General features: G+C 70.4%; 23 protein-coding genes. 11 read left to right on the top strand and 12 right to left on the bottom strand.

The window, feature by feature from the left end; genetic code table 11:
• Positions 1-12 precede the first annotated feature (12 nt).
• From ACMCNN_RS19240 to ACMCNN_RS19225, 4 genes are all read right to left on the bottom strand, one after another.
• Entirely contained in the window at positions 13-789 is a 777-nt protein-coding gene (locus tag ACMCNN_RS19240; protein WP_412741903.1) for a hypothetical protein, read from the bottom strand.
• A 310-nt stretch (positions 790-1,099) separates the two neighbouring features.
• On the bottom strand, positions 1,100-2,050 hold the full coding sequence (locus ACMCNN_RS19235; protein ID WP_412741902.1) for a hypothetical protein: 951 nt from the start codon (positions 2,048-2,050) through the stop codon (positions 1,100-1,102).
• A 500-nt stretch (positions 2,051-2,550) separates the two neighbouring features.
• On the bottom strand, positions 2,551-3,168 hold the full coding sequence (locus ACMCNN_RS19230) for a nucleoside monophosphate kinase (RefSeq protein WP_412741901.1): 618 nt from the start codon (positions 3,166-3,168) through the stop codon (positions 2,551-2,553).
• A 116-nt stretch (positions 3,169-3,284) separates the two neighbouring features.
• Positions 3,285-3,608, bottom strand: a complete 324-nt coding sequence (locus ACMCNN_RS19225; RefSeq protein WP_412741900.1) for a hypothetical protein — start codon at positions 3,606-3,608, stop codon at positions 3,285-3,287.
• Between the two features lie 147 nt (positions 3,609-3,755).
• Between ACMCNN_RS19225 and ACMCNN_RS19220 the strand changes: the two genes are divergently transcribed.
• The 4 genes from ACMCNN_RS19220 (at position 3,756) to ACMCNN_RS19205 (ending at position 7,347) form a co-directional block, all read left to right on the top strand.
• Entirely contained in the window at positions 3,756-4,088 is a 333-nt protein-coding gene (locus ACMCNN_RS19220; protein WP_412741899.1) for a YnfA family protein, read from the top strand.
• Positions 4,089-4,383: 295 nt separating this feature from the next.
• Positions 4,384-5,529 (top strand): lactonase family protein, encoded by a 1,146-nt coding sequence (locus ACMCNN_RS19215; protein ID WP_412741898.1) that lies wholly within the window; start codon positions 4,384-4,386, stop codon positions 5,527-5,529.
• A 277-nt stretch (positions 5,530-5,806) separates the two neighbouring features.
• Positions 5,807-6,619 carry a hypothetical protein gene (locus tag ACMCNN_RS19210; RefSeq protein WP_412741897.1) on the top strand — a complete coding sequence of 271 codons (813 nt, stop codon included), beginning with the start codon at positions 5,807-5,809 and terminating at the stop codon, positions 6,617-6,619.
• Positions 6,616-7,347 carry a DUF5995 family protein gene (locus ACMCNN_RS19205; RefSeq protein ID WP_412741896.1) on the top strand — a complete coding sequence of 244 codons (732 nt, stop codon included), beginning with the start codon at positions 6,616-6,618 and terminating at the stop codon, positions 7,345-7,347. The genes ACMCNN_RS19210 and ACMCNN_RS19205 overlap by 4 nt, the downstream gene beginning before the upstream one ends.
• 127 nt (positions 7,348-7,474) lie before the next feature.
• On the opposite strand, the gene ACMCNN_RS19200 is transcribed toward ACMCNN_RS19205, so the two are convergent.
• The gene (locus ACMCNN_RS19200; RefSeq protein WP_412741895.1) at positions 7,475-8,932 is read right to left on the bottom strand and encodes a hypothetical protein; all 1,458 of its coding nucleotides are present in this window, start codon (positions 8,930-8,932) and stop codon (positions 7,475-7,477) included.
• A 420-nt stretch (positions 8,933-9,352) separates the two neighbouring features.
• Here ACMCNN_RS19200 and ACMCNN_RS19195 point away from each other — a divergent pair, with 420 nt between their 5' ends.
• From ACMCNN_RS19195 to ACMCNN_RS19175, 5 genes are all read left to right on the top strand, one after another.
• Positions 9,353-12,457, top strand: coding sequence for an acetoacetate--CoA ligase (locus ACMCNN_RS19195; RefSeq protein WP_412741894.1), 3,105 nt, complete (start codon positions 9,353-9,355; stop codon positions 12,455-12,457).
• 495 nt (positions 12,458-12,952) lie between these two features.
• Complete coding sequence (locus ACMCNN_RS19190) at positions 12,953-13,894, top strand: hypothetical protein (RefSeq protein WP_412741893.1); 942 nt, start codon at positions 12,953-12,955, stop codon at positions 13,892-13,894.
• Positions 13,891-16,152 carry a ThiF family adenylyltransferase gene (locus ACMCNN_RS19185; protein WP_412741892.1) on the top strand — a complete coding sequence of 754 codons (2,262 nt, stop codon included), beginning with the start codon at positions 13,891-13,893 and terminating at the stop codon, positions 16,150-16,152. The genes ACMCNN_RS19190 and ACMCNN_RS19185 overlap by 4 nt, the downstream gene beginning before the upstream one ends.
• Before the next feature lie 6 nt (positions 16,153-16,158).
• The gene (locus tag ACMCNN_RS19180; RefSeq protein WP_412741891.1) at positions 16,159-16,779 is read left to right on the top strand and encodes a hypothetical protein; all 621 of its coding nucleotides are present in this window, start codon (positions 16,159-16,161) and stop codon (positions 16,777-16,779) included.
• Positions 16,780-16,782: 3 nt separating this feature from the next.
• Positions 16,783-17,652 (top strand): hypothetical protein, encoded by an 870-nt coding sequence (locus ACMCNN_RS19175; protein WP_412741890.1) that lies wholly within the window; start codon positions 16,783-16,785, stop codon positions 17,650-17,652.
• A gap of 156 nt (positions 17,653-17,808) precedes the next feature.
• Here ACMCNN_RS19175 and ACMCNN_RS19170 read toward each other — a convergent pair whose 3' ends face one another.
• Positions 17,809-18,387 (bottom strand): FAD-dependent oxidoreductase, encoded by a 579-nt coding sequence (locus ACMCNN_RS19170; RefSeq protein ID WP_412741889.1) that lies wholly within the window; start codon positions 18,385-18,387, stop codon positions 17,809-17,811.
• A 353-nt stretch (positions 18,388-18,740) separates the two neighbouring features.
• Between ACMCNN_RS19170 and ACMCNN_RS19165 the strand changes: the two genes are divergently transcribed.
• On the top strand, positions 18,741-19,223 hold the full coding sequence (locus tag ACMCNN_RS19165; protein WP_412741888.1) for an RICIN domain-containing protein: 483 nt from the start codon (positions 18,741-18,743) through the stop codon (positions 19,221-19,223).
• Between the two features lie 79 nt (positions 19,224-19,302).
• On the opposite strand, the gene ACMCNN_RS19160 is transcribed toward ACMCNN_RS19165, so the two are convergent.
• From ACMCNN_RS19160 to ACMCNN_RS19135, 6 genes are all read right to left on the bottom strand, one after another.
• Positions 19,303-20,301, bottom strand: a complete 999-nt coding sequence (locus ACMCNN_RS19160; RefSeq protein WP_412741887.1) for an NAD(P)-dependent alcohol dehydrogenase — start codon at positions 20,299-20,301, stop codon at positions 19,303-19,305.
• Between the two features lie 168 nt (positions 20,302-20,469).
• The gene (locus tag ACMCNN_RS19155; protein WP_412741886.1) at positions 20,470-20,694 is read right to left on the bottom strand and encodes a hypothetical protein; all 225 of its coding nucleotides are present in this window, start codon (positions 20,692-20,694) and stop codon (positions 20,470-20,472) included.
• Between the two features lie 150 nt (positions 20,695-20,844).
• The gene (locus tag ACMCNN_RS19150; protein WP_412741885.1) at positions 20,845-21,489 is read right to left on the bottom strand and encodes a hypothetical protein; all 645 of its coding nucleotides are present in this window, start codon (positions 21,487-21,489) and stop codon (positions 20,845-20,847) included.
• The gene (locus ACMCNN_RS19145; RefSeq protein WP_412741884.1) at positions 21,477-22,346 is read right to left on the bottom strand and encodes a CPBP family intramembrane glutamic endopeptidase; all 870 of its coding nucleotides are present in this window, start codon (positions 22,344-22,346) and stop codon (positions 21,477-21,479) included. The genes ACMCNN_RS19150 and ACMCNN_RS19145 overlap by 13 nt, the downstream gene beginning before the upstream one ends.
• Positions 22,347-22,421: 75 nt before the next feature.
• A complete protein-coding gene (locus tag ACMCNN_RS19140) occupies positions 22,422-23,099 on the bottom strand; it encodes a response regulator (RefSeq protein ID WP_412741883.1) in 678 nt (225 codons plus the stop codon).
• Positions 23,096-24,217 carry a sensor histidine kinase gene (locus ACMCNN_RS19135; RefSeq protein WP_412741882.1) on the bottom strand — a complete coding sequence of 374 codons (1,122 nt, stop codon included), beginning with the start codon at positions 24,215-24,217 and terminating at the stop codon, positions 23,096-23,098. Before ACMCNN_RS19135 ends, ACMCNN_RS19140 begins: the two co-directional genes overlap by 4 nt.
• A gap of 240 nt (positions 24,218-24,457) precedes the next feature.
• Here ACMCNN_RS19135 and ACMCNN_RS19130 point away from each other — a divergent pair, with 240 nt between their 5' ends.
• Entirely contained in the window at positions 24,458-25,618 is a 1,161-nt protein-coding gene (locus tag ACMCNN_RS19130) for a glutathione-independent formaldehyde dehydrogenase (protein WP_412741881.1), read from the top strand.

The raw sequence follows: 25,618 nt of genomic DNA, 5'->3' as shown, positions 1-25,618 counted from the left end.
GTCAGCCGCCGGTCAGGTTGCGGAACAGGTGACCTGCGCCAGCGTGCCGCCCTGCTGCAGCCCGGTCATCCGTACGGTCACGCCCTGGTCGGCGACCGGCGCCAGCTCCTGCAGGTAGTACGGCCCCAGGTCGATCAGACCGCCGCCGCCACCCGGGCCCGTGATGCGCTGGCCGGACGGGCAGCTGACCACGAGACCGATCCGGTCGGCGGCGATCGCGCTGGTGCCCGCCAGACCCGGCACCGGGTTCGCGCAGATCGCGTACGAGTTGACCGACCAGCTTCCCCAGTAGCCCGCCGGGGCCACCCGGGCACTGGCCCGGCCGATGGTGAGTGGACCATCCGGGCGGATCATGGTCAGGCCGACCTGCCCGACCGGCGCGTCGATGACCGCCCCGCCGGCGCTGAACACCTTCTTGTGGTCCGCGCAGGTGGGGGTGTAGGTGGTCTTGAACGTCGCCACGCCCGGCCCCGAGTTGCCCTTCACGATCTCATAGCCGTTGAGGGGGTTGGCGCAGATGGCGAAGGCGTTGAGCGCCCACTGCCCGTCCCAGCCCGGCGCCACCTCCGCGGCGCGTACCCGCCAGGTGCTCTGGTTGATCGGGTAGGACTGGGTCAGGAAGACCTTGTCGGGACCCAGCTGGGGTCCGATTGATCCACCGCCGCCGATCACCCGCAGGCCCGCGGGACAGACCGCGTCCAGGGTGACGGAACTGCTCGACTGGTACGGCACCCGGGCCACGACCGTCTGCTGTCCCGGAAGCGCGGCGGCCGGGCCGGCGGTGCTCACCTGCACTGCCGCAGTCCCGAGAAGCAGGCCGAGAGCCGCGACGAGTGACGTGAGCCTCCGGTTACCCGTGAAGACCTGCCGCATCCGGTACACCCCTTATATCCAGCTTGTCCCTACCGCCGCGCAACCCCGGCCGCGGAAGCGTACGAGCAACTCACGCGCTGCGCCACCCGGCCAGAACCCTCTCCGGCCGATCACTACGAAGCCCGCGACGAGCGGACTCGGTCGACCGTGGCCTTGAGCGGGGGCTCACTGACTTGCAAGATCATCAACCTCGCCAGCAAGGACTGTCTGGACCGGGACTCGGCGGTCACCTTTCCTCGGCACGTTGCCGATCAAGGAATTCCGACGTTGCCCGGAGCATGTGCCGTACTAATTCTCGGTATCGCACGTGCGGCTCGTCGGGGGAACGCTCCTGCGTCAGCTTTCGCCATCCGCGCCGGATCCGGTCGACCCGATCGGGCGGCAACAGGGTGAGGAGACCGTAGCCAAGCACCGCGACGGCGAGACTGGATGAAATCAGGGCCGCCGCAGCGTCCTCCGACGAGCGGACCGCTGTCAGATTGGCGATGACCATCACCAGAGCCAGGGTGCCGATCACGAGGAGCCGAAGCGCGAGCATCGTGGTCATGAGGCGGGCCAGCAGCCGATCTCCCCGGGCCAGCAGCGCCGCCCCGCCGGCGACGGCGAGCAGGGCGCCGACGCCGGACCGGGCTACGACGAGCCACCAGATGCCCGTTCCCCATTGCCAGCCGGACTCCGGTCCGGCTCCGGCCGCCAACAGGGGGCGGATGGACCAGCCGCCGCGCTGCCCGACAGGGACGGTCAGGGCCTGAGCGAGCAGGTGCAGACCAGCGGCGCCGGCGGCGATGAGAGTCATGCCGAGCAGGGTGACGACGGCGGTCCGGACGTCTCGCTCGTTGGACACGCCCACCGCGACGAGCGCGGCGGCGAGGAATACGAGATAGCCGCCACCTACGCCGAGAGTGGACATGAGGATCAGCGGCGCCACCAGTGTCAGCATCACCGGCCTCGCGTAGTGCCGCAGGGCAGACGAGGGAGGTGTCCGCCGGATCAAGTCCACCGCGAACAGCACGACCACGATGGCGGCACCGGCTGCCACCACGCGGAGCGCGGAAACGGTGTCATTGGATAGCAGGTTCACCAGGATTGCGGTGAGCACGCCGAAGATCCAGAATCCGAGGTCGCGAAATCGGCGAGGCCGCGTCGGACCGTTCCTTTCGGAGTCCGAAGTGTCCACGCAGTCTAGTATTGCACCGAGCGCAAGGTTCAATGCGCTGGCCGGAGAGGCGGTCGACGGTTCGGCCTACGTTCGGCGGCGTGCCCTTCAGCAGCACACGGCCGCGCCGATGTGGCCAGAGGCGGATCCCGTTCGACGGGGGCAACCTTTTGTCGGATCGGACCGCGGCCGGGGGTGTCGGCGTGGCCGGCCAGCACCTCGGCGCGGCACCGCAAGGGTCCCTTGCCGCCGTGAACCGGGGGTGCCCGGCGACCGACTCGGCGGCGTGGTCGCTCTGCCATCGCCACGACGACGCTCGACCCTGATAGTCGATAGTGGATATCCGTCCGGAGAATGCGAACCGCGAGCCGCACGTTGTCCGGGCGAAGCGCCCGCGTGCGCACCGCCTGCATCGCCGGGGAGATGCTCGCCGCACTGTTGCCCAGCTCCACTGCCGGGACGGTGATCTATCGCCGATCCTGTGGTCAGCCCCGTCTCGTGGCGCGATCCCCGACGTTCGCCTACCGCATCACGATCGCGGATAGCCGAGCCGTGAGGTCGGCGAGGTCCCCGCGCTCTTCGAAGGTGTGGAAGATTCCTCGGTCGCGGTAAAAAGTGCGGACCGGCGCCATGAGCGCGTGATGCTGGGCGAGCGCCTGCTGCAACGGGTCGGGGAGGTCCGTTCGCGCAGCATCCGGCCCGTCGTCCGGTGTGGGGTGAACGACCTCCATCACGATGTCGGGCCGGTAGATCGGCGTGTCGAGGTACTCAGCCTGGCGCAGTCGCATCGGAAAGTTGAACAACACCCAGCCCACTCCGAGCCGCGCTAGCGAGCTGATGCTGTTTTGGAGCAGGTCCTCGATGAGCTCGTAGGGGTACGGGCCGTCGGGTGTCGCGAACGCCTCGGTGATCTGTTGGCCCCGGGCTGTCTGCTCCTCGCACTCCGCACGGATGAGATCAGGCACCGAACACACCAGCAGCCCTGTCGCTTTCCCGAGCGCCTTGGCGAGGTCAACTCCGTAGGCCAGGCCGGGCTCGGAAATCAATGACACCTGGAGCATGTTCTGCCTTCCGCGCTGGGGTGAGCCACCCGTCAGCCAGTGCCCCACCTCGTCACATTGCCAGATCAGCACCCGCATTGCGGGTCTCCTCGCCCATCGGGGGTGACCCGCCCGATCGTGCCGAGCGGGCACCGGCCGGCGTTCCGCTGACCGGCCCGGCCGACGTCGCTCGCCACCGCACGGGACGGGTGCGCTCAGTCGCCGACCCGGGACCAGAAGCCGGGCTCGATACCCACGCCGCGCAGCCAATTGTTCTCACCGGTCATGACGACCCGCTCCGCGTTGGCCTCCAGGAGCGCCAGTACGTCGTCGCCCTCGGTGCCACCCAGTGCGGCCACGAGCCGCGGCAGGTCGGCGGGCTGAACCGTGACGGCGTACTCGTATTCGCGGCCACCCCACGGGTTGTCGGGGTTGAGGTCCTGGCCCTCGAAGACGAGCCCGCCGTCCCGCTTCAGCGAGGCAGCGATCGTGAGCACTGACGTGCTCCAGAGGAGGACCCGGCGTTCGCTCTCCACCATCCGATGATCTTACGTAGGGTTTGCAGAGGTCGGGTCCAGGACCCTGTGCGGTGATCGCCCGGGCTGGCGGCCACCCAAGGAGTGTCTTGTCCGTCAGCGGAGCCACTCGCCGATGGCGGCGACGCGGATGGTGGCAAGGTGGCCACTGTGACGATCATCCGCTCGCTGCTGCTCTTTGCCGTCGCCGCCCTGGCCGAGATCGGCGGCGCCTGGCTGATCTGGCAATCCGTTCGCGAACACCGCACCGCCTGGCTCGCCGCCGCCGGAGTCGTCGCCCTCGGCGCGTACGGCTTCGTCGCCGCATTCCAACCCGACCCACACTTCGGCCGGATCCTGGCCGCCTACGGCGGCGTCTTCGTGGCCGGTTCCCTCGGCTGGGCGCTCATCGTCGACAAGTTCCGCCCCGACCGCTACGACATTGCCGGCGCCCTCATCTGCCTGGCGGGCGTCGCCATCATCATGTACGCCCCCCGCACCTGACGCTGCGCTGTTGCGGTTCGGTGACCTGCCCTGGCAGGGCTTCAACCTGCGCTTGTGATCCGCCGCCGGATGGCGTCGGGGTACCACGCTGACGCCGCAACTCGATGTCGATCCGGCATTGCGAGTCCTGAGCACGGTAGCCCACACCCGCGAGGGCGACCTCGGCCCGGCACCCGTCACGCGGGCCGCAGCCGGCCCTTATCCGTGGTGATCAACTTGCCTGACCTCCTGCGGTCGCAGTCGTGCCGGCGGCAGGCTTCGAGGAGGGAGCACCTCGACAAGGAAAGGACGAGCCATGACAAGCCAGAGGTTTTCCGCCACCGGTCCTGCCGCCGACGCGGGCGAGACCGTCACCGCCATGCCCGCCGCGGCCGGCTCCGAGCCCAGCGGCTCCAGCCGCCATGCCGTGTTCGTCCAGCTGAATGACCCCACGGGTAACAGTGTGCTGGCGTACGAACGGTCCGGTGACGGCCGCCTGAGCGAGGCGGGCCGGTACCCCACCGGCGGGAACGGCGGCGCCGCTGTACAGGCTCCCGTGGATGCCTTGGCATCCCAGGGCTCCCTGGTCTACGACCCGGGACACGGCAGGCTGTACGCCGTCAACGCGGGCAGCGACTCGCTGACCGTGTTCGACGTCGACGGTGCCCGTCTCACCCGCCGGCAGGTCATGGATTCCGGCGGCACGTTCCCGGTGAGCGTCGCCGTGCAGGGCGACCTGCTCTACGTTCTCAACGCGGGTGGTGACGGGACGGTGCACGGCTTCCGGATCGTCCCGGACGGTCTCGTGCCGATGCCGCAGTCACGCCGGTCGTTGCAGCTGGGGAACGTGAGTCCGCCGGTGTTCATCAGTGCCCCGGCCCAGGTGGGCATCAGCCCGGACGCGCGGCATCTGGTGGTCACCACCAAGAACCACAACACCATCAACGTGTTTCTGCTCGATCGGGACGGCTGTCCGCGGGGCGAGCCGGTCGTCACGAGCACCGCCAATCCGGTGCCGTTCTCGTTCGCCTTCACCCGCCAGGGCATCGCGGTGACCGAGGTGGGGACGTCGTCGGTGACCCACTACAAACTCAACGCCGACGGCACACTGACCCCGCTCAGCTCGGTGGCTGACGGTCAGGCCGCATTGTGCTGGATTCAGCCGCTGGGCGGCCGGCTCTACGGTGCCAATGCCGGCAGCGGCACGATCTCGGCGTTCGACCTGGCGCCCAACGGTGATGTCGCCCTGTCCGGTCATGACGGTGGCGTCGTGGCCCAGCCGGGCGGTGCCCCCATCGACATGGCGGCCAGCGGCAGCTATCTGTACGTACAGAACCCGGTCGCCGGGCGCCTCGACGGATACCGGGCCGCTCGGGACGGCACCCTTCAGCAAGTCACCGCGGTCACCGGACTGCCTCTGTTCGCCAACGGCCACGGAATGGAGGGCATCGCGGCCAGTTGACGACCGCAAGCGCCGGCAACCACAACCCGGTCGTTGCCCACGAGCAACCGTCCCCGGTGCGGGGGATAACAGATTTCGCCTGAGCCTGGTCCGCGGATCCCGGCCACCCCGTAGCCGGGCCGGGACCTGCGGTTATTCCACCGAGCCGGAGCTCACGCTACGCCTGGCGCAGGTCGCCGGTGGTTTGTCGTTGCGCCGACGTGCGCGTCTACCGTTGCCACTTCGCGTAATCTGCGCTGCGAATGCCCTCGAACGGGATCCGGGCTCAGGAGTCGCCATGCGTGTCGTGGATCGTGACGACCACATCCAGCGGCTCACGCGCGGCGTCTCGTACACGATCGCGCCGGTCCTGATCGTGGCGTTCGCCGTGCTCTACCCGGTGCCGACGCATGCCGGCCGGCTCTTCGCGTGGAACATCGCGCCGAGCATGACGGCGATGGTGCTCGGCGCGGCCTACCTCGGCGGGGCCTACTTCTTCATCCGCGCCGCGCGGGCGTCGGCCTGGCACACGGTCAAGGGCGGCTTCCCGCCGGTCGCCGCGTTCGCGTTCCTCCTGGGCGTTGCCACGATCCTCCACTGGGACCGGTTCCGGCACATGCACGTCGCGTTCTGGCTGTGGGCGCTTCTCTACTTCACCACGCCGTTCCTGATCGTCTGGGTCTACCTGCGCAACAGCCGGACCGGCCGCCCGATCGCCACCGGCGATCGGGTGCTGCCCGCAGTCGTCGCGACAGTGACCGCTGCCGTGGGCACGCTCGCGCTCGGCACCGGGCTGTTCCTCTTTCTCATGCCGGCCGTCGCGATGCGGAACTGGCCCTGGCCCCTCACGCCGCTGACCGCGCGTGTCCTGGGCGCGATCCTCTGCCTCGGCCTCGCCGGGATCGGGGCGTTGCTCGACCGCCGGTGGAGCAGCGCGCGGTTGCCGTTCCAGGTGGCCGCGATCATGCTGACCCTGATGGTCGTCGCGGGCCTCCGCGCCCACGCCGAATTCGACCCATCCAACGCCCTGACCTGGATGTTTGCTGCCGGGTTCGGCGGCCTCACCGTCTCTGTGATTCTTGTGTACGCGTGGATGGAGCGCACGCGATGACCGAAGGGTCGATCCCCGCGCTGCTGGATCGGATGCGCGCCGAACTCGCCACCCTCGGCGGGGCGCAGCGGTACTTCCACTCGGTCTATCTGCGTACGACAGAGGCGGTCGCGGCGGAAATCGAGCGTGGCGGCTTCGCCGACGGTGACTGGGTGCGGCGCTGGGATCTGGCATTCGCCACGCTGTACCTGGACGCGCTCGACGCCGACCGCGCCGGCCGCCCGGTGAGCCGACCCTGGCAGGTCACGTTCGCGGCGGCTCGCGACCGGCCGGAGATGCCACCTCTGCAGCACGTCCTGCTCGGCCTGAACGCGCACATCAACTTCGACCTGCCGCAGGCGCTGATCGCGGTGATCAGTCCCGACGACTTCGACGACGCGGCGATACTGCGCAGCCGTGACGCCGACCACCGGCACGTCGATGTCGTGTTGCAGGCCAGGGTCAGCGCCGAGGCCCGCGAGCTCGGCGCCGTGTCCAGGGTCGGTCTGCTCGATCGCCTGCTGCGGCCCGCCAACCGCGCCGCCAGCCGCAAGTTCCTCGCCGAGGCGCGCGCGAAGGTCTGGCACAACACCAGGGTGCTGGATCAGGCGCGGCGCGCGAGCTCGTACGACGCGGTGCTGGCGGACCTGGAACGGCTCTGCGCCGACCGGGTACGTGATCTGGTCGCTCCCGGACCGGTGTTGCTGAAGCTCGCCCGGCGCGGATTCGGGGTACGGCTGCCTCGCTGAACTCCACGCCGGCACGCCGAGCGCGTGGCCACCGTCACCATCGGACAGTCGTACCGTGATCTTCTCGGTGTCGTGGTGATGGTCGGGGAAACGGCGTCGGAGAATGCGCCGGCCCGCCGCCGTCGGCTCACCGCTCCGAGGGACGCTCAGTCGGCCCGGCGCCGGGTGCGATCACCTCGGCACTTCGCGCGAGCAGTTCGTCTTCGGCCGCCGCGTTCGCCGGGATCCGGGTGTACTCGGGCAGCCGGATGTCGCCCCGGCGCAGCCGGGCCACCACGACCGGCAGCAGCGCCAGCGCCAACCCGGCCTGCACGATCAGGTACACCCAGCCGACCGCGATGATGCCCCGGTCCGCGGCAAGCCACTCCACGCCGCCGAGCAGCGCGATGGCCCCGATGGCATTGACCACCACCAGCCGCCGGACGCGCCGCTCCAGCGAGGCGATGAGCATGTACATGATCACCACGGCGGTGCACGGGAAGCTCAACGCCAGCAGGCGGAGCAGGCCGGTCCCCTCCGCGGCGAAGTCCGCGCCCTGCAGGCCGAGCAGCAGGGGTGCCCCGGCCAGCAGCGCCACGGTCCAGCCCAGCGCGACCAGTCCACCGAGTCGCAGCGTGGAGCGGATGTGCACCCGCAGGCGCTCGGGGCTGCGCGTCACCTCTGCCACGAACGACATGCCGATGTTCCACAGCAGTGTCTGGGTGCTCACCACGATGAGCCATGGGACGTTGACGTAGGCCGCGGCCTCGGGCCCCAGCAGGTGCAGCACGAGCAGCGGCGGCACGTAGGTGATCACGTTCGCCATCGAGTTGCTCAGGTACTGCCCGGCGACGTAGGCGAGCAGTTCCCGGCGGGGCGGCAGCGAGGAGGCGTGCGGCGTGCGCCGCACGTGCGCGGGGCCCAGCCGACGGAACACCGCGGTGTTGACCACGGCCACGGCGAGCAGCGTCGGGATGGCCCAGGCGGCGATGATCCCCGTACGGGATTGGCTCTCCCCGGAAATCAGGACGGGGACGAGCAAACCGAGCAGCGCCAGGCGCACCACCGCGACCGAGAGGTTCTCCACCGGCACCCAAGGGGCCTTGGCGAACGCGGTCAGCACGCCGTCCTGGACGACGAACACCGCGAACACGGGGACGGCCAGGAGGAACACGACGTACTCCCGGGCCGGGGCACCCGCGAGGAACCCGCTGCTGAAGCCCAGGGCCAGGTACCCACCGCCGAAGAGCAGCGCCGCAACCACGATCGCGCCGTAGCCGGTGGCGAGGAACCGCACCGCGCGGTTGCCGGAGCCGGCTAGGAACCGCAGGAAGGTGGCCAGCAGGTTGAGCTGGGCGAAGGCCGCCAACATCGTGAAGGCGTTGATCTCTGCCGAGCCGAGGCCGACAGAGCTCGTGGAGTAGCTCCGGGCGGCGACCACCCAGAAGAGCAGGCTGGAGGCGGCGGTCGCGGCGGTGGAGAACATCAGCGCGATGCCGTCGAGCTGAACCCGGGACCCGCGGCCGACGCTCTTCGCGCGTCGGCGGCTCGCCGCCCCCTCGGGGCCGGACGATCGCGTCGGGACGTCGCCGTCCGGCACGCTCACTGCGCCCTGCGCAGGCGGCAACGGTGGCGGGGTCACGATCGTACGTACCTCCAAGCTCGGGGGACCCCGGACCACGCGGACGCGGCACCGGGCGTCCGACCGGCTGTCTCGATGGATCTGCGCGCGGCCGGCCGACCGCGAGGCGCCGGGGCGTACCAGGATACGGTGGCCGATCTCCCTGGTGGGGGCTGTGCGCGGGCCGTCCGGCCGCGCCGACCCGGGACGGGGAAGGCGACGGTACTCCAGGGCGGGGCGCGGGACCTGGTCCGGATGGTCGCCCCGGTCGGCGACGACCGGGGGCGGGGCGGCGATTCTCGCGGAGTTCCGTTATCGTCCTGGCCTTCTGCAGCCCCTGACCAGCAGATCCAGCGCGGTGGCGACCGGTCGTCCCCGCAGGTGCACCGAGCGCGGAGGTGAGAGATGAGCGAACTGCTCCGGCAGCGCGGCCCGGGCACGCCCTGGGTGCCGCAGCTGGCTCGGTTCCGCGCGCGCTGCGCGGCCCTCACCGAACGGGACCTGACCACGCCGCAGGACCTGCATCGCTGGACCGTGGAGCACTTCCGCGACTTCTGGGGCGAGTTCCTGCGCTGGGCGGACCTGGCCTGGGAGGGCTCGGCGGAGACGGTCTGCGCCGGCGACGACGTGGAGACCGCGCGGTTTTTTCCCGACGTGCGGCTGAACTACGCCGAGAACCTGCTCCGCCCGCTGCGCGGGGTCGACGACGATGCGGTCGCGCTGACCTCGGTGCATCACGACGGCGGCACCGAGAACCTCACCCGCGCCGGGCTGCGCCGCCGGGTCACCGCCGCCGCCACCGCGCTGGCCGCGGCCGGGGTCACCACCGGCGACCGGGTCGTTGTCATCGCGCCCAACACCGCCGCCACCGTGGTCGCCGTGTTGGCCACCGCCGCGCTGGGCGGCGCGGTCTCGACCGCTATGCCCGACATGGGCCCCATCGCGCTGCGGGGCCGGTTGGAGCAGGCCGAGCCGGTCGTGCTGGTCGTCGACCGCGCTGACTCCGGCGACTGGGCCGGTGCCCCCGGCGACACCCTGGCCGTCCTGCTGGACGGCCTGCCCACTGTACGCACGGTGCTCGTGCTCGACGACCAGCCGCTGCCGGCCACCGGCGGGCTACCGGTGCGCCGGTGGGACACCACCGCTGAGGAGACCGACGGCACACCGGCCGAGTGGCCCCGCCTGCCGTTCGACTCGCCGCTGTTCGTGATGTTCACCTCCGGCGCCACCGGGGAGCCCAAGGCGATGGTGCACGGCATCGGCGGCACGCTCCTGGAGCACCTGAAGGAGCACCGGCTGCACCTGGACCTGGCGCCCGGGGACGTCTACCTGCACCACTCCACCACCGCGTGGATGGTGTGGAACCGGCAGCTGTCCGCGCTGGGCGCGGGCTGCCGGATCGTGCTCTCGGACCGGGCGCCGACCGGCCCGGAGACCCTCTGGGAGCTGGTCGCCGAGCAGGGCGTGACCGTACTGGGCACCAGCCCCGCCTACCTGCAGCTGTGCCAGGACGCCGGCTACCGGCCCCGGGACGCGGTCGACCTGAGCGCGCTGCGCGCCGTGCTCTCCTCCGGCGCCGTGCTGCACGACTGGCAGTTCGACTGGGCCGCCGACGCCGTGGGCGATCTGCCGCTCCAGTCGATCAGCGGCGGTACCGACATCATCGGAGCCTTCGTGCTGGGCCACCCGGAGCTGCCGGTGCGACGGGGCCGCATCCAGGCCCGCGGACTGGGCATGGACGTCGCCGCCGTCGACGCGCAGGGGCGCGAGGTGGTCGGCGAGGTCGGCGAACTCGTCTGCCGCAACCCCTTCCCCTCCCGCCCGGTCGCATTCCTGCGCGATCCGGACGGCGCCCGGCGGCACGCGGCCTACTTCGCGGCCACCCCCGGCATGTGGACCCACGGCGACGTGATCGAGTTCGACCGCGACGGATCCTCCCGGCTGCACGGCCGCTCCGACGGGGTGCTCAACGTCGACGGCGTGCGGATCGGCCCCACCGAGATCTACGCCGTGCTGCGGCAGATCCCGGGCATCCGCGACGCGATGGCCGTGGAGCAGCGGCACCCCACCGTGCCCGGCGGCACCCGGCTGGTGCTGCTGGTGGTGCTCGAGGACGGCGTACAGTCGGTGGCCGGGCTGGCCCGGTCCATCCGCGCCGGCCTGCGCCGGCAGGCCTCGCCCGCGCATGTGCCCTCGCTGATCCTGCCGGTGGCCGCCCTGCCGCTCACCCACAACGGCAAGAGGTCCGAGCGGGCCGCCCGCCACGTGCTCGACGGAGAGCCGGTGGCCAACCTGACGGCGCTGCGGAACCCGGAGTCGGTTGACGGGATCGCCCGTGCGCTGGCCGCCGCCGAGCGGGCCGCGGACCACACGGCCGCCGACGGTGCCGCGGTCGGCGGCCTCGCGGCCACGGCCGGCCGGCTGTGGCGGGAGACGCTGGGTCCGAGCGCCGACGACGAGCACACCTTCACCGACCTGGGCGGCACCTCGCGGCAGGCGATGATGCTGGTCCGCCGGGTCCGCCAGGTGCTGGGCCGCGACGTCGGCCTCGAGGCGTTCATGGCCGATCCCACTCTGCCCGGGCTGATCGCCGCGGCCACCGCCGCGCCGCGGGCCGGCGACGCCCCGCACGTCGTCCGGCTGGCAGCCGGCGACCGGGCGCTGCCGCCGCTGTTCTTCGTGCACGACGCCTGGGGCGACATCGACGTCTACTGGCCGCTGGCCCAGCTGCTCACGGGCACCGGACCGCTGTACGGGCTGCGTACCGAATTGCATGCGGCCGACGGGACCCGGCGGCTGATCGGTGAGCTGGCCGCCGACCACGTGGCCGAGATCGCGCGGATGGCACCGGCCGGCCCGGTACGGGTGGCCGGGCACTCCTTCGGCGGGCTGGTCGCCTACGAGACCGCCCGGCAGCTCACCGCAGCCGGGCGGACTGTCGACTTCCTCGGCCTGGTCGACGTGCTCCCGCCTGCCGCCATGCTCACCCATCCGGAGCGCGTGGTGCATGAGCTGGTCGACCGGCTCTCGCTGTTGTTTCCCTCCATGCGGAACGTCACGCTGCGCGACATGGTCACCGAGCGCCTCCGCCCGTCCTCCGCTCCGGCCGACCGGCAGATGTTCGTGCAGACCACCACGGTGGCCAACGACCACGCGCCGGGCCCGTACCCGGGGCCGGTCACCTATTTCCGCGCGCGTCGTCGCCTGCCCGGACACCACGTCCTGCCGGCGTGGCGGCGCAAGGCCTCCCGGCTGACCGTCATCGACGTCCCCGGCGCCCACCACGACGTACTCGGCCAGCAACATGTCGTCGAGGCCGCCCGGAGATGGTCCGGTGCCCTCGCCGACGCCAATCGCGGAACTGCGGTGTCGCCGCCGAAGGGGCCGCCCGATTCGCCGGGGGCGCCGGCGAATAGCGGGAGCCGGCCGGATTCCTCGGTGTGGCGCGCGCTGTGGGCCTCGGCGGCCCACCTCATCCTGCGGCTGAGGGGTTTCAGCACACCGTCCTGATGGGACCCGGCATGCACAGGTCGTGGACGGTCAGGTCACGAAACGCCGAGCATGCGTACGAGCTGATGCCGTGGATCATCACCCGACCGGAGATTCTAATCGGGACGTACCAGGACTGCGACGGCCGTACGGTCGCATCTGCGGGCCTGATCGAAGGCTTTCCACGGCCCGGCATCCCGGCAGAATGATGTGATGACGGTGACCTATCGCCTCGGGTCCGAGGAGGCGCGGCGGCGGCCTCCTGCGAGTGGCGGGCGCGTCCACGAGAAGCCGACGCGGCGCAATTCGCTCCCACCGACGGCTGGCGGGCGTCCGCTGAAAGAGGATGGCGGCCCTGGTCCGTCCGCCGAGGACAACGGTGTCCGCCGTCGGCCGGAACCGGGCGTTGGCTCCGCGCGCGGTCCCGCACCCGGACCGGATCCCGGCGGCGGCCCCGGACGACCCTCCGGCGGCGGGCATGTCTGCCGAGAGTGCGGAACGCGGACCACCGTACGCGTGGAGGAGCGTGAGGCCGTCGTCGTGCGTGTCGCCGGCGCGACGTGCGCCCGATGCAACCGGCACCACCGGGACGCCGAGCACACCGCGCACCGCAGCCGGGTCACGCTGATGGTGACGCGACCCGACGGGGAGCGGCCGCGCGTCGAGTCGCTGCGGGAGAACGTCCGGGACAAGTCAGCGTCCTACCTGGAACCGCGGGTGATCGCCGCGCCGCGGGAGACGGTGGAGTCCCCCGACCGCTTCGACGCGACGTGGCGCGCCGCAGTGCAGGAGTCCTTCTCCGAGGTGCTGGACGCCGAGGACGAGGGGATCCTCCGGGAGACCATGGGACCCGAGCAGTGCGAGGTGCTCGATGCGCTGGCCGCGGCTCTCGACGAGGTCTGGCGGACGGTCGCCCCGGAGTCGGAGGAGACCGAGGTCGTGCTGCGCATCGTCGGCATCGAACCGGCGCTCGGCGCGCTCGTCGCCATCGTGGTCGAGCGGGTGGTGTCCCGGGGGCGGGAGCCGGGTGCGCTGATCGGGGAGACGCTGCGGTTCACCGGCATCGCGATCTGCACGACCACCGAGAACACCATGCTCTGCCGCTGCGTCCGGGTCGAGACCGAGCTGACCCCCGGCGGTGCCCCCGAGGTGATGCGGCAGGTGCAGGCTCGGTTCGCGGAGATCACCGCAGTCTCGACGGACATGACCATCGGCGACCTGCTCGAGACACCCGGCCGCCATCCGGAACGCGTCGGGGTCGCGAGGACAGAGCCGGGGCCGGAGCACGTCGAGGACGCAGACGCCGGGACCGAAAGGGGAACCGGCGGCGGAACCGGCGGCGGAGGCGGCGGCGGCGGTGGTGGGGGCCGGCGCGTCGGGGCGGTCACGGCGTCGCTGGACGTCGTCGGCGGGAGCCTGGACGGGCCGTCGAGCACGGCGACGTTCGGAACGCCGTGACCGATGTGGCGCCGAGCCCGGGCCAGCAGGCGGCCGTCCGGGAGCTGCGTACCATCGAACGGATCACCGAGGGCCGCATCAAGGTGGTCCGCGAACACGACCTGGACAAGGCGAATCGGCTCCCCATCGACCTCGAGATCGACTGCCGCGGCGAGTCGGCGCCCGGTGCCGCGGTGACCCTGCAGAGTTGGGAGCCGGTGACCGTCTTCGTGCCGGCACGGTATCCGTTCGTCCATCCGGACGTCGAGGTCGAGCACGACAGGTTCGCCCATCAGCCGCACGTGTTGTGGGTGCACGGCATCTGCCTCTACCTCGCGGCCAACGACTGGGATCCGACCCGCGGCATGCGTGGCTTCGTGAGCCAGCTGCTGACCTGGTTCCGGGCCGTTGCGCACGGCACCCTGACCGACGTCGAGATCCCCTTCCACGCTCCGCTCACTCAGCTGCGCACCGCCGACCACCTGGTGGTCCGGCCGGATCTACCGGCCGAGCTTGAGGACCGGAAGGATCTCTGGTTCGCGCTGGCGGTGGTCGAGGCCACATCGACACACGTGTACGAGGTCCGGGGCTGGGCGCGCCCGGATCAGTTGCGGCCGCTGCGCCATCCGTTCTTCCTCGCCCCGGTGGTCGCGCTGCCGACGCCGGTCGGCTTCACGTACCCGCGCAACGCCCTCGAACTGCAGCTGACGCTCAAACGCCAACGCCTGCCGACGCAGCTGTTCGACGCGCTGCGCCTGCAGATCAGAGAGATCGCGGCCAAGGGGTGGGAGGACGCCGGAGGCCGCCCGCCCGATCTGCTGATCCTCGGGAGTCCGGCACCGAGCCGCTACGCGATCGACTCCCGCATCGGGCACATCGCCGTCTGGCGGCTCGGCGACTTCTCCCTGCTTCCCGTGCTGGGCAACGCGTTCGTGAGGGTGGCCTGGGTCAACGTCCACGATCAACGGCCGCGGATCACCCGGCGCCGCGACTCGATGCGGCCGGCCCGATGGTTGGCCGGCAAGCGGGTCCTGGTGCTGGGCTGCGGGGCTCTCGGCGCGCCGGCCGCCGAGTTCTGCGTCCGCGGCGGCGCGAGTCACATCATCCTCGTGGACGACAAGGACGTTAGCCCGGGCATCCTGGTCCGCCAGCCGTACGCGCAGTACGACATCGGCCGGAACAAGGCGATGGCCTCCGCCGTACGCATGATCGAGATCTCGGCCGACTGCAAGGTCGAGCCGATGCCGGGGGACGCGCTGGAGATGTTCCTCCCGGGCGGATCACCCCCGGCCGTCGACCTGATCATCGATGCCACCGCGAACCGGGCGGTCGCGGCCGCCCTCGAACGGGCCCGGTGGACATCGGCCGAGCCCCCGCCGCCGCTGCTGTCGATGATGGTCGGGCACGACTGCGAGTACGGGGTCGCCACGCTGGCGCTACCGGACGCCAGCGGCTCCGGCGTCGACATCCTGCGCCGCCTGGCGATCACCGCGAGCACCGACGAGGACCTGCACGACGTTCTGGACGATCTCTTCCCGGCCCATCCCCGGACGGCGCTGTTCCAGCCCGAGCCGGGATGCTCCGATCCGACCTACGTGGGGTCGGCGGCCGACATGTCGACGTTCGCCGGCCAGATGCTGAACGACGGCCTGTCGGTTCTGACGTCGGCCGGCGAGGCGGGCCGGGGTACGGCCTTCCCCCAGCGGTGGGCGAGCGTCGTGCGGACATCCTCGATGACGCCGGCGCCAGGGGGACCACGGCTGCGGCAGTGGGCCGACGACGACGTGCGCCCGCGCCGGAACTCGGGCACGACCGCGCCGTACCAGGTGCGCGTGGAGCCTGCCGTCTGGGCGACGATGCGCCGGGAGGCGGCGTTGATGGCCGGTCGGCGTGGCCCGCACGTGGAGACCGGCGGCCTGCTGCTGGGCCAGATCGACCGGGCAAGCCGGGTCGTGTGGGTGACCGAGGCCGGTGGCCTGCCGCCCGGCAGCGTCGCCGAGGACAGACGTCTGGAACTCGAACCGGCGGTAGCACGGCGACTGGCCGCCGAACGCCGCCGCGCCACCCGTGGCATGGTCGCCTACATCGGAACCTGGCACACCCATCCCGACGATGCGGCACGGCCCAGCGCGGACGACGAGACGGCGATGCGGAAGATCGTTGCGGACGGCGGGCCCGCGCTGCTGATCATCCTCGGCGGGACAGAGGGCCGGCTGTCCCGCTGGGTCGAGGGTGGATCCCGCCCCCAGCGGTACGTCAAGCTGTACCTCCCCGACTGAGACTGGATGGTGGCGGTGCACCCGTACTCGCATGACTCAGGCCGTACCCGGATCGTGCTCCTCGCCCTGGCCGCCGGCTCGATCCTGCTGGCCTGGGGCCTGGGCCGCGCCCTCGATGCGCTCGACGTCGAGCCTCCATGGTGGCTGGACACGCCCGCCGTCGTGGGCTTCTACGGCATCCTGTGGCAGCTCTACGACCGGCTGCTGTGGCGGCTGCCGATCGGCCCGCGAACGCTCAGCGGCATCGCCGACTACCGCGGCATCTGGGATGGGCACCTGCACAGCAGCTACAACGGCGGCACGGAGGTCGAGGCGAGCCTCACGATCCGGCAGACGTCGTCGCGCATCCTGGTCGAGATGGGGCGGGGCCAGTCCGGATCGTTCTCGCGCATGGCGATGCTGTGTGGCGAGCCGGGCAGCGAGCGGGGCCTGCAGTACCTCTACACGAACCGGCCGCACAACGAGCCCCGGGAGCCGGAGGCGGGTGGGGTGGGGGTGATCGCGATGACCATCCACGAGGGCGTTTCCCGGCTCCTGCTCTCCGAGGACGGCACCACACTGACCGGCGACTACCAGAACGACCGGCACCGGCAGACGTACGGCACGATGTCCTTCACGCGGAGGTGAGGCATGGCCCTGTCCCGTGAGCAGATCGAGGATTGGTCGCGACGGCCGTCGTCGTTCTTCCTGGAGTGGACCCGGACCGTCCTGGTCGAGGCGCTCGACGGCGCTTCGCAGTTCCGGGGCAAGTGCGACTACGAGATCTACGCCCAGGGCTCGTATGCCAACGAGACGAACGTCGACCCGACGGGCGACGTCGATCTGGTGGTGCAGATGCAGCTCCCGTTCGAGGAGGAGATCACCACGCTCGACCGTGCCGAGGAGGAACGCTTCTGGGAGAAGTACGGCGACGCCACCTACCGGTGGCCGCAGTTCCGGGCCGACGTCCTCGACCGCTTGAGGGAGTCCTTCTTCGTCCACGTGGGCAACAAGTGCATGGACATCCGGCATTTCGACTCGCCGATGCGATTGCCGGCCGACATCGTCCCGGCGATCGAATACCGGGACTACGAGGCTTTCCCGGCACGAGACGTGGAGATCTATGAGGAGGGCATCTTCTTCCGCGACCGCGCCGGTCACCCGATCATCAACTATCCCAAGCAGCATCTGCAGAACGGCCGGCGCAAGGACGCCACGGTCGATCGCGGGTTCAAGCCGGTCGTCAGGGTCTTCAAGAACGCCCTCCGGAACCTCGAACGCTTTGATCGGGCCGAGGCGCCCTCGTACTTCGTCGAGTGCCTGGTCTACAACATCGGGAACAGCGCCTTCGAGGGCCCGATCCATGTGACCTACCCGCAATGCGTGCGGTGGCTGCACGACCACCGCGACGAGTTCGGGGACTTCATGTGCCAGAACGAGATCGTTCCGCTCTTCGGCGATGGCTGGCGCACGGAGCAGGGGTACCGGCTGGTCGATGCCCTCCGAACGCAACTTGCCTAGTCGCGGAATCCGCGTGACTGGGCGGTGATCCGAGGCCGGGTAACGACCCTGTATCGATGACAGCGAGTTTCAGCGGGCGCGGGCTCGGACCACGTCGGCCAGCGCGTGCCGGGCCATCGTGGTCCGAGCTGTCGCGACGGGTGCTGTGCCGCACTGTCAGCCCTTGAGGACCTCGTCTTCGTCGCCGTCGAACATGTCGGCGCTCAACAGGCCCTCGGCGCCGTTCTCCAGCCGCTTCTGCCAATCAGCCGAGCGGGGCAGCATCGTCGCCTCGTAGGCGCTGATGGCCTTGTCGACGGTGGGGGCTTTCGCGAGCGCCAGAGCGAGTTCGCAGGCGTCGAGCAGGGCGAGGTTGACGCCGACGCCGAGTGGGGGCGCGAGGTGCGCGGCGTCGCCGAGCAGGGTGACGGTGGGGTTGTGCTGCCAGGTGTGCGGGACTGGCAGGGCCATGATGGGCCGGTTGACGAAGGGGCCGTCGTTGTCGGTGATCATCTGTTGCATGGCAGGTCCCCAGGCGGCGTACTCCTCGAGCAGGTGGTCGCGGATGCCCCCGGTGTCATGCGGGCTCAGGCCGGCTGCTGCGATCCAGTCGAGGGGCACGCGGCGGATGATGTAGGTGCGGATGTGGTCGCCGCCGTTGCGCTGGGCGAACATCCCTCGGTCGCCGTCCGCCGCGGGGGCGCTGCCCTGGCCCACGAGGGCGGCGATGCCGGCATGCTGGTTGTCCAGCGCCACCCACACCACCTGCGCCCGATCAACGGGGTCATCGTCCGGCCTGAACCTCCAGTCAGCACGCCGTCGTGGTCCGGTCGGGCGGTGCCGTGACGACATCGTCGGCCACCGCCGGACCATGGCCTGTGCCACGTGCGTCGGAGGCCCCGTCCGCGATCGAATCGGAGGCCTCCCGGGGCCTCGCGGGCCCGGCCTGGAACAAGACCGTTGTCGCTCGTTAACGCGGACTTTCGTCCGTGCGCGGAACATGGGGTGGGTCATAGATCGATATCGATCTATCTGATTCGAGTTGGGGAGGAACCATGCATGTACCGAGACTGATCGGGCGCCAGCTCGCCGCCCTGATCGTGGCCGCCGTGACGGTGCTCGCCTGTCCGACGGCGTCAGAGGCCGCCACCCGGCCCGGCAGCGCCCTGCCGTACTACTTCTGGATCACCTCGACGAAGAGCGTCAAGTGTCTGACCGTGGCGGACGCCAGTACCGCCGAAGACGCCCCCGTGGTCCAGCAGACGTGCAGCGACACGGCGTACAACCAATTCTGGACCTTCCTGAACGTCGACGACGTTCACTTCATGTTGGTGGCAGGGCACAGCAGGAAGTGTCTGGCCGTAGCGGACGCCAGCACCGTCAATGGCGGCCGCGTGGTCCAGCAGAGGTGCACCGGCGCCGCCAACGAGCAGTGGTCATTCCCGTACCTCGAGGGCAACAACTACCTTGCCGTGGCACGGCACAGCGGCAAATGCCTGACCGTGGCCGGAGGCAGCACCGCAGAGGGCGCGCCCGTCATTCAACGGACCTGCCGGGGAACCACCGACCAACAGTGGCGACTCGGCTTCTGAGACTGCAGTCCATTCCGGGTGTGCGGCTCCCTCGCGCACCCGGCAATGCTCGGCGACGGTGCGGTTACGCCCGAACCCATCAGTGTCCGCTCGGATCGTCCGGATCGCCGATGATGATCACGATCGCGCCGAGGCGCTGTTCGGTTTCGACCCGGCGGTGGGCGGCGGCTGCCTGCGACATCGGGTAGATCCGGTCGACAATCGATTGGATCCTCTGGGCTTCGATCCTCTCGGTGATCGTCGCCAGGGCCTGCTTCGTCTCGGGGGCGAAGGCCACGGTGACGGTCTTGTCGGTGAGCCGGGTGGTCAGCGCCGAGCGGGCGAGCACAGAGAGGCGGGGGTTCCCGTTGAGATAGCGCCCGCCCGGTTGCAGCATGCCGATGAGACGGCGGTACGGGCTCCCGGGGACCATGTCGACGATGACGTCGAACGTGCGGCCGGTGGTCGTGACATCCTCGATGGTGTAGTCGATGAAGTCGCCCGCCCCGAGGCGCCGGACGAGGTTCTCCTTGTTTCCATGGTCGACCGCGGTGACCCGTGCGCCCATCGAGTGGGCGAGCTGGATGGCATGCGCGCCGATGCTGCCGCCGGCCCCGTTGATCAGCACCTGCTCCCCGGGCTTGATGTTCGCGCGCTGCACGAAGTGCAGGGCGTTGAGCCCACCGAGCGGGACGGCGGCGGCCTCGGCGAACGTCATGTTCCGTGGCTTCGGCGCGATGGCGGCGTCCTCGGGAAGGGCGATGTACTCGCCATAGGCGCCCAGACGCAGGCCGGCGGAACCGTACACCCGATCGCCCGGGGCAAAGGAGGTGACCCGCCCGCCCACCGACACGACCTCACCGGCGAAGTAGCCGCCCAGGACGCGACGCCTCGGCCGGCGGATGCCGAACACGATCCGCAGCGGCAACCAGAGCCATCTCACGGCGTAGTGGAAGCTCCTGAGCTCGCAGTCGGACTTGGTCGCCTCGGCTGCCCGTACCCTGATCAGGATCTGCCGGTCGCCCGCGACGGGCGCCGGCACCTCCGCCAGATGCAGGACGTCCGGCCCTCCATAGCGGGTGTAGACGATGGCTTTCACGAAGCCATCGGATCTGCCGGTGGCCGCGCTGTCAACCGACGCGCCGGAGTCCCACCCGGTCCGCGCCGGGCCAGCGGAACCGACCGTGCCGCGCGACCGCACCGATCTGCCGCCGTCGTTGGGACGAGACCCGGGGCGACGAGTTCGACGACTGGGGTCACTCGATCCTTAGGTTGTGCGTCGACGCCTCAGCGCCAGCCACGCGCCGACGATGCCGAGCGCGACGCCACCCACCACGGCGCCGATCAAGCCGGTCGCCTCGTATCCACGCTGCCCGGCAAAGCTGAACGACGTGTACCAATTCCCTCCGATATCGGCGCCCACGATCCCGCCCAGCAGCACACCGAGGGCCGCCGTTCCTGTAACCCCGGCGATGATGACGGCTTTCGACACTCGTCTGCCCATCGTCGATGGGCCTTGCGCGGATTCACTTCTGGGAGACACGACGACACCCCTGTCTTCTGCTGATCTTCACCCGAAGACTCCCACCCGGCGCAGTGACGGGCACCCGTCGCGCTACTCGTCCTCATTGGGTACCTGTACTCAAGACCGTTCGCGGCTTCCGGCCTGCCCCCGGTGAGCCGGGCTCGACTGGGCTGCCGGCCGAGTCGATGATGTCCTGACTCGACGGGGCGATCGGGGCGACGATTGCCATCGTGAAGGTCGCGGTGCTGTTGCGAGGACGAGTCCGGCAGCGAGCCCGGCCAGGACGGCCACGCCGTGTGCGTCGTCCCATCGCAGCAGAGCACAGCCGCACGCGAGGGCGACCGCTCCCGACGCGTACGCATGTACTGTCCGTTCCCGCAGCACCACCGCTGCCACCATGGATGTTGCCAGGAAGAACGTGGCTGCGGAGTTGCCGCCTCCGGCGGCGTGCCAGACGAAGGTGGCCGGCAGGTTGAAGACGAGCGCACCGACGACGACGGACGTGAGCAGACGCCACACCTGGCCGTCGACGATCAGGTCGGGCTGGCGCGAGAGAACGTCGTACACGCCGTGCCACGCGAGCTCGATCAGCGAGGGCACGGCCACCAGCAGCCAGGGGATCCAGTACGCCGGGGGCGTCTTGCGCAACAGTGGGATAGGCCCGCCGACCCGCCGACAGACGAGCGGCAGGCAGGCGACGTAGACGACGAGGTAGAGAAGGGCGGACCAGGTGCCGCTCTGGGCGGTGTTCACGAGCGCCACGCCCCCTCGACGAACTTGCCCCCGGTGTGCGCTCGGCGCAGCATCACGAGCGCCGCCAGCCCGCCGACCAGTACCGCGAAGATGCTTCCTTCCGGGCCGAACGCGCCGCCGCTGATGATCGCCGGGCCGTGGGCCATGCCGTCCAGCAGGCCGCCGACCGTGCGGTCCGAGCCGGAGACCGTGGTGCCGAAGATGCCCGACTCGGCGAAGTTCCAGCCGAGGTGGAACCCGATCGGCATCCACAGCTTCCGGGTCAGCACGAACGTTGCCGCCGAGAGCAGCCCACCCTGGACGGCGATCGCGAAGGCACCCCACAGCGTGGCCGCCGGGTTGAGCAGGTGCAGGCCACCGAAGAGCAGGCTGGACGCGGTCACGGCGAGGTAGGTGCCGGCGCGTTCCTCGACGATCCGGAACAGTACGCCCCTGAACAACAGCTCCTCGCAGGTAGCGATGCCGGCCATCAGGCCCAGCGTGGCGAACATGTCGCCGATCGAGCCCCAGCCGGCCCGGTAGCCGTTGCCCACAGTGATCAGCAGCATGGTGACGGTGAACAGGCCGATGCCGATGGCCACGCCCCGGGTGAGCTGGGGACGCAGGCCGGCTGTCGCGACCTCCGGTGTCGTCCGTTGCTCCAGCCAGCCCACCGTCCTGGCGTAGACGACAAGCGCAACCGCCGAGGTGGCCACGCCGGCCAGCAGCCCCGTCAGCGGGTTCGCCGCGGCATGCACGTTGATCCATGCGAACGCGCCGTCGACCGCTGCGAAGAGCGCCAGCAGGACGATCAGCCGTATCCCCGTCGGGCGCAGCCAGCGCGGTGGTCCGGTCTTCACCTGCTCGCGGGTGGCCTCGGATGTCACTGTTCCTCCTCGTTGGTGGCGACGAGGAAGACGCTACGAAGAGATCGACCCGCGGGAATCACGCTCGGGTGGGCACTACGTGTCCCCCATGAGAGGGACAAGGCCCGTGCGATGGGCGAGCACGACTGCCTGCACCCTGTCGCGCAGGTTCAGCTTGGTGAGAATCCGCGACACGTACGTCTTCACGGTCTCGATGCCGATCACCATCTCCGCAGCGATCTCGGCGTTCGACAGGCCGAGCGCGACGAGGCGCAGCACCTCGCGTTCCCGCGGCGCCAGCACTTCGATCGGGTCCGTGCCGGCGGCGACGGCGGTCGGGCGGATCCGGTCGGCGAAGCGGCCGATCAGCGTACGGGTGACGGCCGGCGACAGCAGCGACTCGCCGCGCATGACCGTGCGGACACCGTTGACCAGCTCGACCAGCGGCGTGTCCTTGAGCAGGAAGCCGCTCGCGCCGAAGCGCAGGGCCCGGTACACGTACTCGTCGATGTTGAAGGTGGTCACCACGAGGACCTTCGGCGCGTTGTCGACGCCCGGACCTGCGATGCGTCGGGTGACCTCGATGCCGTCGAACAGCGGCATGTGGATGTCCATGATCACGACATCCGGCCGTAGCCGCGCGGCCGCCTCGACCGCGGCCGGCCCGTCGGCGGCCTCCCCGACAACCGTCATGTCCGGCTGGGCGTCGAAGACCGTCACGTAGCCGGTGCGGACAAGCTCCTGGTCCTCACAGATCAGCAGGCGGATGGTCATGCGTCTCCCATGGTCGGAATCGCGGCGTGCAAGCGGAATCGGCCGTCCGGCTCCTCGCCGGCGGTCAGCTCGCCGCCGAGCATCTCGACCCGGTCGCGCAGGCCACCCAGGCCACGCCCGCCGGACAGGGCGCCGACCGAGACGGGTACGGGCGCAGCCACGTTGGTCACCTCGACCTCGACGCGACCGTCCCGCCGTGCGATCCGCACCGTGGTCGGCAGGCCCGCGGCGTACTTGACCGCGTTGGTCAGGCCCTCCTGGGCCACGCGGTACACCGCCAGGCGCACGCCGACCGGCAGCGCCGCCGCATCGTCCTCCTCGATCAGCTCGATCGGCTGGCCGCTCTGCCGCGTGTGCTCGACAAGGTCTCCGATCGTGGCCGGATCGCCGGTCGCCTCCAGCACGTCGAGCAGCGACCGAAGCTCCGTGAGAGCGCGCCGCCCGGCCGCGCCGATCGCCGTCAGCCCGGTGACCACCCGCTCCGGTGCTGCGGTGAGGAACTGTGTCGCGTCGGCCTGCACGACCATCGCGGTCACGTGATGGGTCACCACATCGTGCAGCTCGCGCGCGATGCGGGTCCGTTCCGCGGCGGTCGCGGCGAGGGCGGCCATCCGGCGCCGTTCGGCCTCCTCGGCCCGCCGGTGCCGCACGAACGAGCCGAGCGCCCAGAACGCGGTCAGCATCACGTAGAAGACCACGAAGTCGACGACCCGGTCGGGCGACCCCAGCAGAAACACCACAGTGGCGAGAACGACGTACGCGACGGACGCCACGACAGCGATCTGTCGCCGGAACCGTTTCTGGTGGGCGGCCACCGAGTACAGGGCCAGGTAGACCGTCACCGTGCCGAACTGCGGCGGATAGGCGAGCGCCTCGTAGAGGGCGAACGACATGCCGACGATCGTGAGACACGCGGCCGGCCGGCGTGTGCGCAGGATCAGGGGCAGGGTCTGGGCCAGCACCAGGACAAGCGCAAAACCGTCGAACGGGCGTCGAGGCAGGTCACCGAAGATCGCGCTCATCGTGGACAACGGTGGCAGCAACGCCAACCCGGTGAACACGCCGGCCAGCCACGCGTCACGCTTGCGGGTGTCGTACACGCGACGCCAGAGCTGCATGGCGGATGAGTCTAGGCGGACGCGGGCGCCGGTAGCACCGCCAACTCGGCGAATGCACGCACATCGATGGTGCGCGGCGGTCGGCGCGGGTAGCGATGTCCACGGCGGGACGCGTGATCCAGGGGGCCGCGGCTGGCGGGGGTTTAGGTGGTTTCTGGGGGGTATTGGGCCCGGTGATGAAGACTCCAGCCAGGGCCCGAGCCCGGCCGGAGGGAGGCATCTGCTCCGAGGAGGGTAGTCGTGAAGGCAGTGGTGTATGAGGGGCCGCGGCAGGTCAGTGTCAAGGATGTGCCGGACGCGCGGATCGAGCGGCCGACCGATGTCCTGGTGCGGATCACGTCGGCGAACATCTGCGGTTCGGACCTGCACATGTACGAGGGCCGGACCGACTTCGAGCCCGGCCGCTGGTTCGGGCACGAGAACCTGGGCCAGGTGGTCGAGGTCGGCGCCGGGGTCGACAAGGTGCAGGTGGGCGATTGGGTCGTCCTGCCGTTCAACATCTCGTGCGGGCACTGCAAGAACTGCGAGCGTCAGCTGACGAACTACTGCCTGAGCGCCCAGCCGGAGCCGAAGATGGCCGGCGCCGCGTACGGCTTCGCCGACATGGGCCCGTACGGCGGCGGACAGGCCGAGCTGCTGCGCGTGCCCTGGGGTGACTTCAACTGCCTGCGGCTCGGTGAGGACGCCGAGCAGCGCCAGACCGACTACGTGATGCTGGCCGACATCTTCCCCACCGGTTACCACGCCACCGAGATGGCGGGCATCAAGCCCGGCGACCAGACGGTCATCTACGGCGCGGGCCCGGTCGGTCTGATGGCCGCCCTCTCGGCGACCATCCGAGGGGCGAGCAAGGTGATGGTCGTCGACCGGCACCCCGACCGGCTGCGGCTGGCCGAGGCGATCGGCGCGCTCGCCATCGACGACTCGAAGGTCGACCCGGTGCAGGCCGTCCTCGACGAGACGATGGGGCTGGGCGCCGACAACGGCTGCGAGTGTGTGGGCTATCAGGCGCACGAGCCCGACGGCCAGGAGCGGGCCGACCTGACGATGAACCGGCTGGTCGCCTCGGTGCGCTTCACCGGCAGGATCGGCAATGTCGGTGTCTTCGTGCCCCGGGACCCCGGGGCCAGCGACGAGCTGGCCAAGCAGGGCAAACTCGCCTTCGACTACGGCATGTTCTGGTTCAGGGGCCAGCACATCGGCACCGGCCAGGCCCCGGTCAAGAAGTACAACCGGCAACTGCGCGACCTGATCGCCGCGGGCAGGGCCGAGCCGTCGTTCATCGTCAGCCACGAGCTGCCCCTCGACGGTGCGCCGGAGGCCTACGAGCACTTCGACAACCGCGACGACGGCTGGACGAAGGTCGTCCTGCACCCGGCGATGGCAGGGGCGGGTGCCTGA

Origin of the sequence: Krasilnikovia sp. MM14-A1004, assembly GCF_047159485.1 — a bacterium.
Taxonomy (GTDB): Bacteria; Actinomycetota; Actinomycetes; order Mycobacteriales; family Micromonosporaceae; genus Actinoplanes.
This window is presented reverse-complemented; position numbering and strand designations above follow the sequence as displayed.

What these genes read in the sequence shown, in the direction of transcription:
- ACMCNN_RS19230 (WP_412741901.1), bottom strand. Translation starts at nt 3,168, where the DNA reads ATGCGGGTGCTGATCTGGCAATGTGACGAGGTGGGGCACTGGCTGACG.
- ACMCNN_RS19225 (WP_412741900.1), bottom strand. Translation starts at nt 3,608, where the DNA reads ATGGTGGAGAGCGAACGCCGGGTCCTCCTCTGGAGCACGTCAGTGCTC.
- ACMCNN_RS19215 (WP_412741898.1), top strand. Translation starts at nt 4,384, where the DNA reads ATGACAAGCCAGAGGTTTTCCGCCACCGGTCCTGCCGCCGACGCGGGC.
- ACMCNN_RS19210 (WP_412741897.1), top strand. Translation starts at nt 5,807, where the DNA reads ATGCGTGTCGTGGATCGTGACGACCACATCCAGCGGCTCACGCGCGGC.
- ACMCNN_RS19205 (WP_412741896.1), top strand. Translation starts at nt 6,616, where the DNA reads ATGACCGAAGGGTCGATCCCCGCGCTGCTGGATCGGATGCGCGCCGAA.
- ACMCNN_RS19195 (WP_412741894.1), top strand. Translation starts at nt 9,353, where the DNA reads ATGAGCGAACTGCTCCGGCAGCGCGGCCCGGGCACGCCCTGGGTGCCG.
- ACMCNN_RS19180 (WP_412741891.1), top strand. Translation starts at nt 16,159, where the DNA reads ATGGTGGCGGTGCACCCGTACTCGCATGACTCAGGCCGTACCCGGATC.
- ACMCNN_RS19175 (WP_412741890.1), top strand. Translation starts at nt 16,783, where the DNA reads ATGGCCCTGTCCCGTGAGCAGATCGAGGATTGGTCGCGACGGCCGTCG.
- ACMCNN_RS19140 (WP_412741883.1), bottom strand. Translation starts at nt 23,099, where the DNA reads ATGACCATCCGCCTGCTGATCTGTGAGGACCAGGAGCTTGTCCGCACC.
- ACMCNN_RS19135 (WP_412741882.1), bottom strand. Translation starts at nt 24,217, where the DNA reads ATGCAGCTCTGGCGTCGCGTGTACGACACCCGCAAGCGTGACGCGTGG.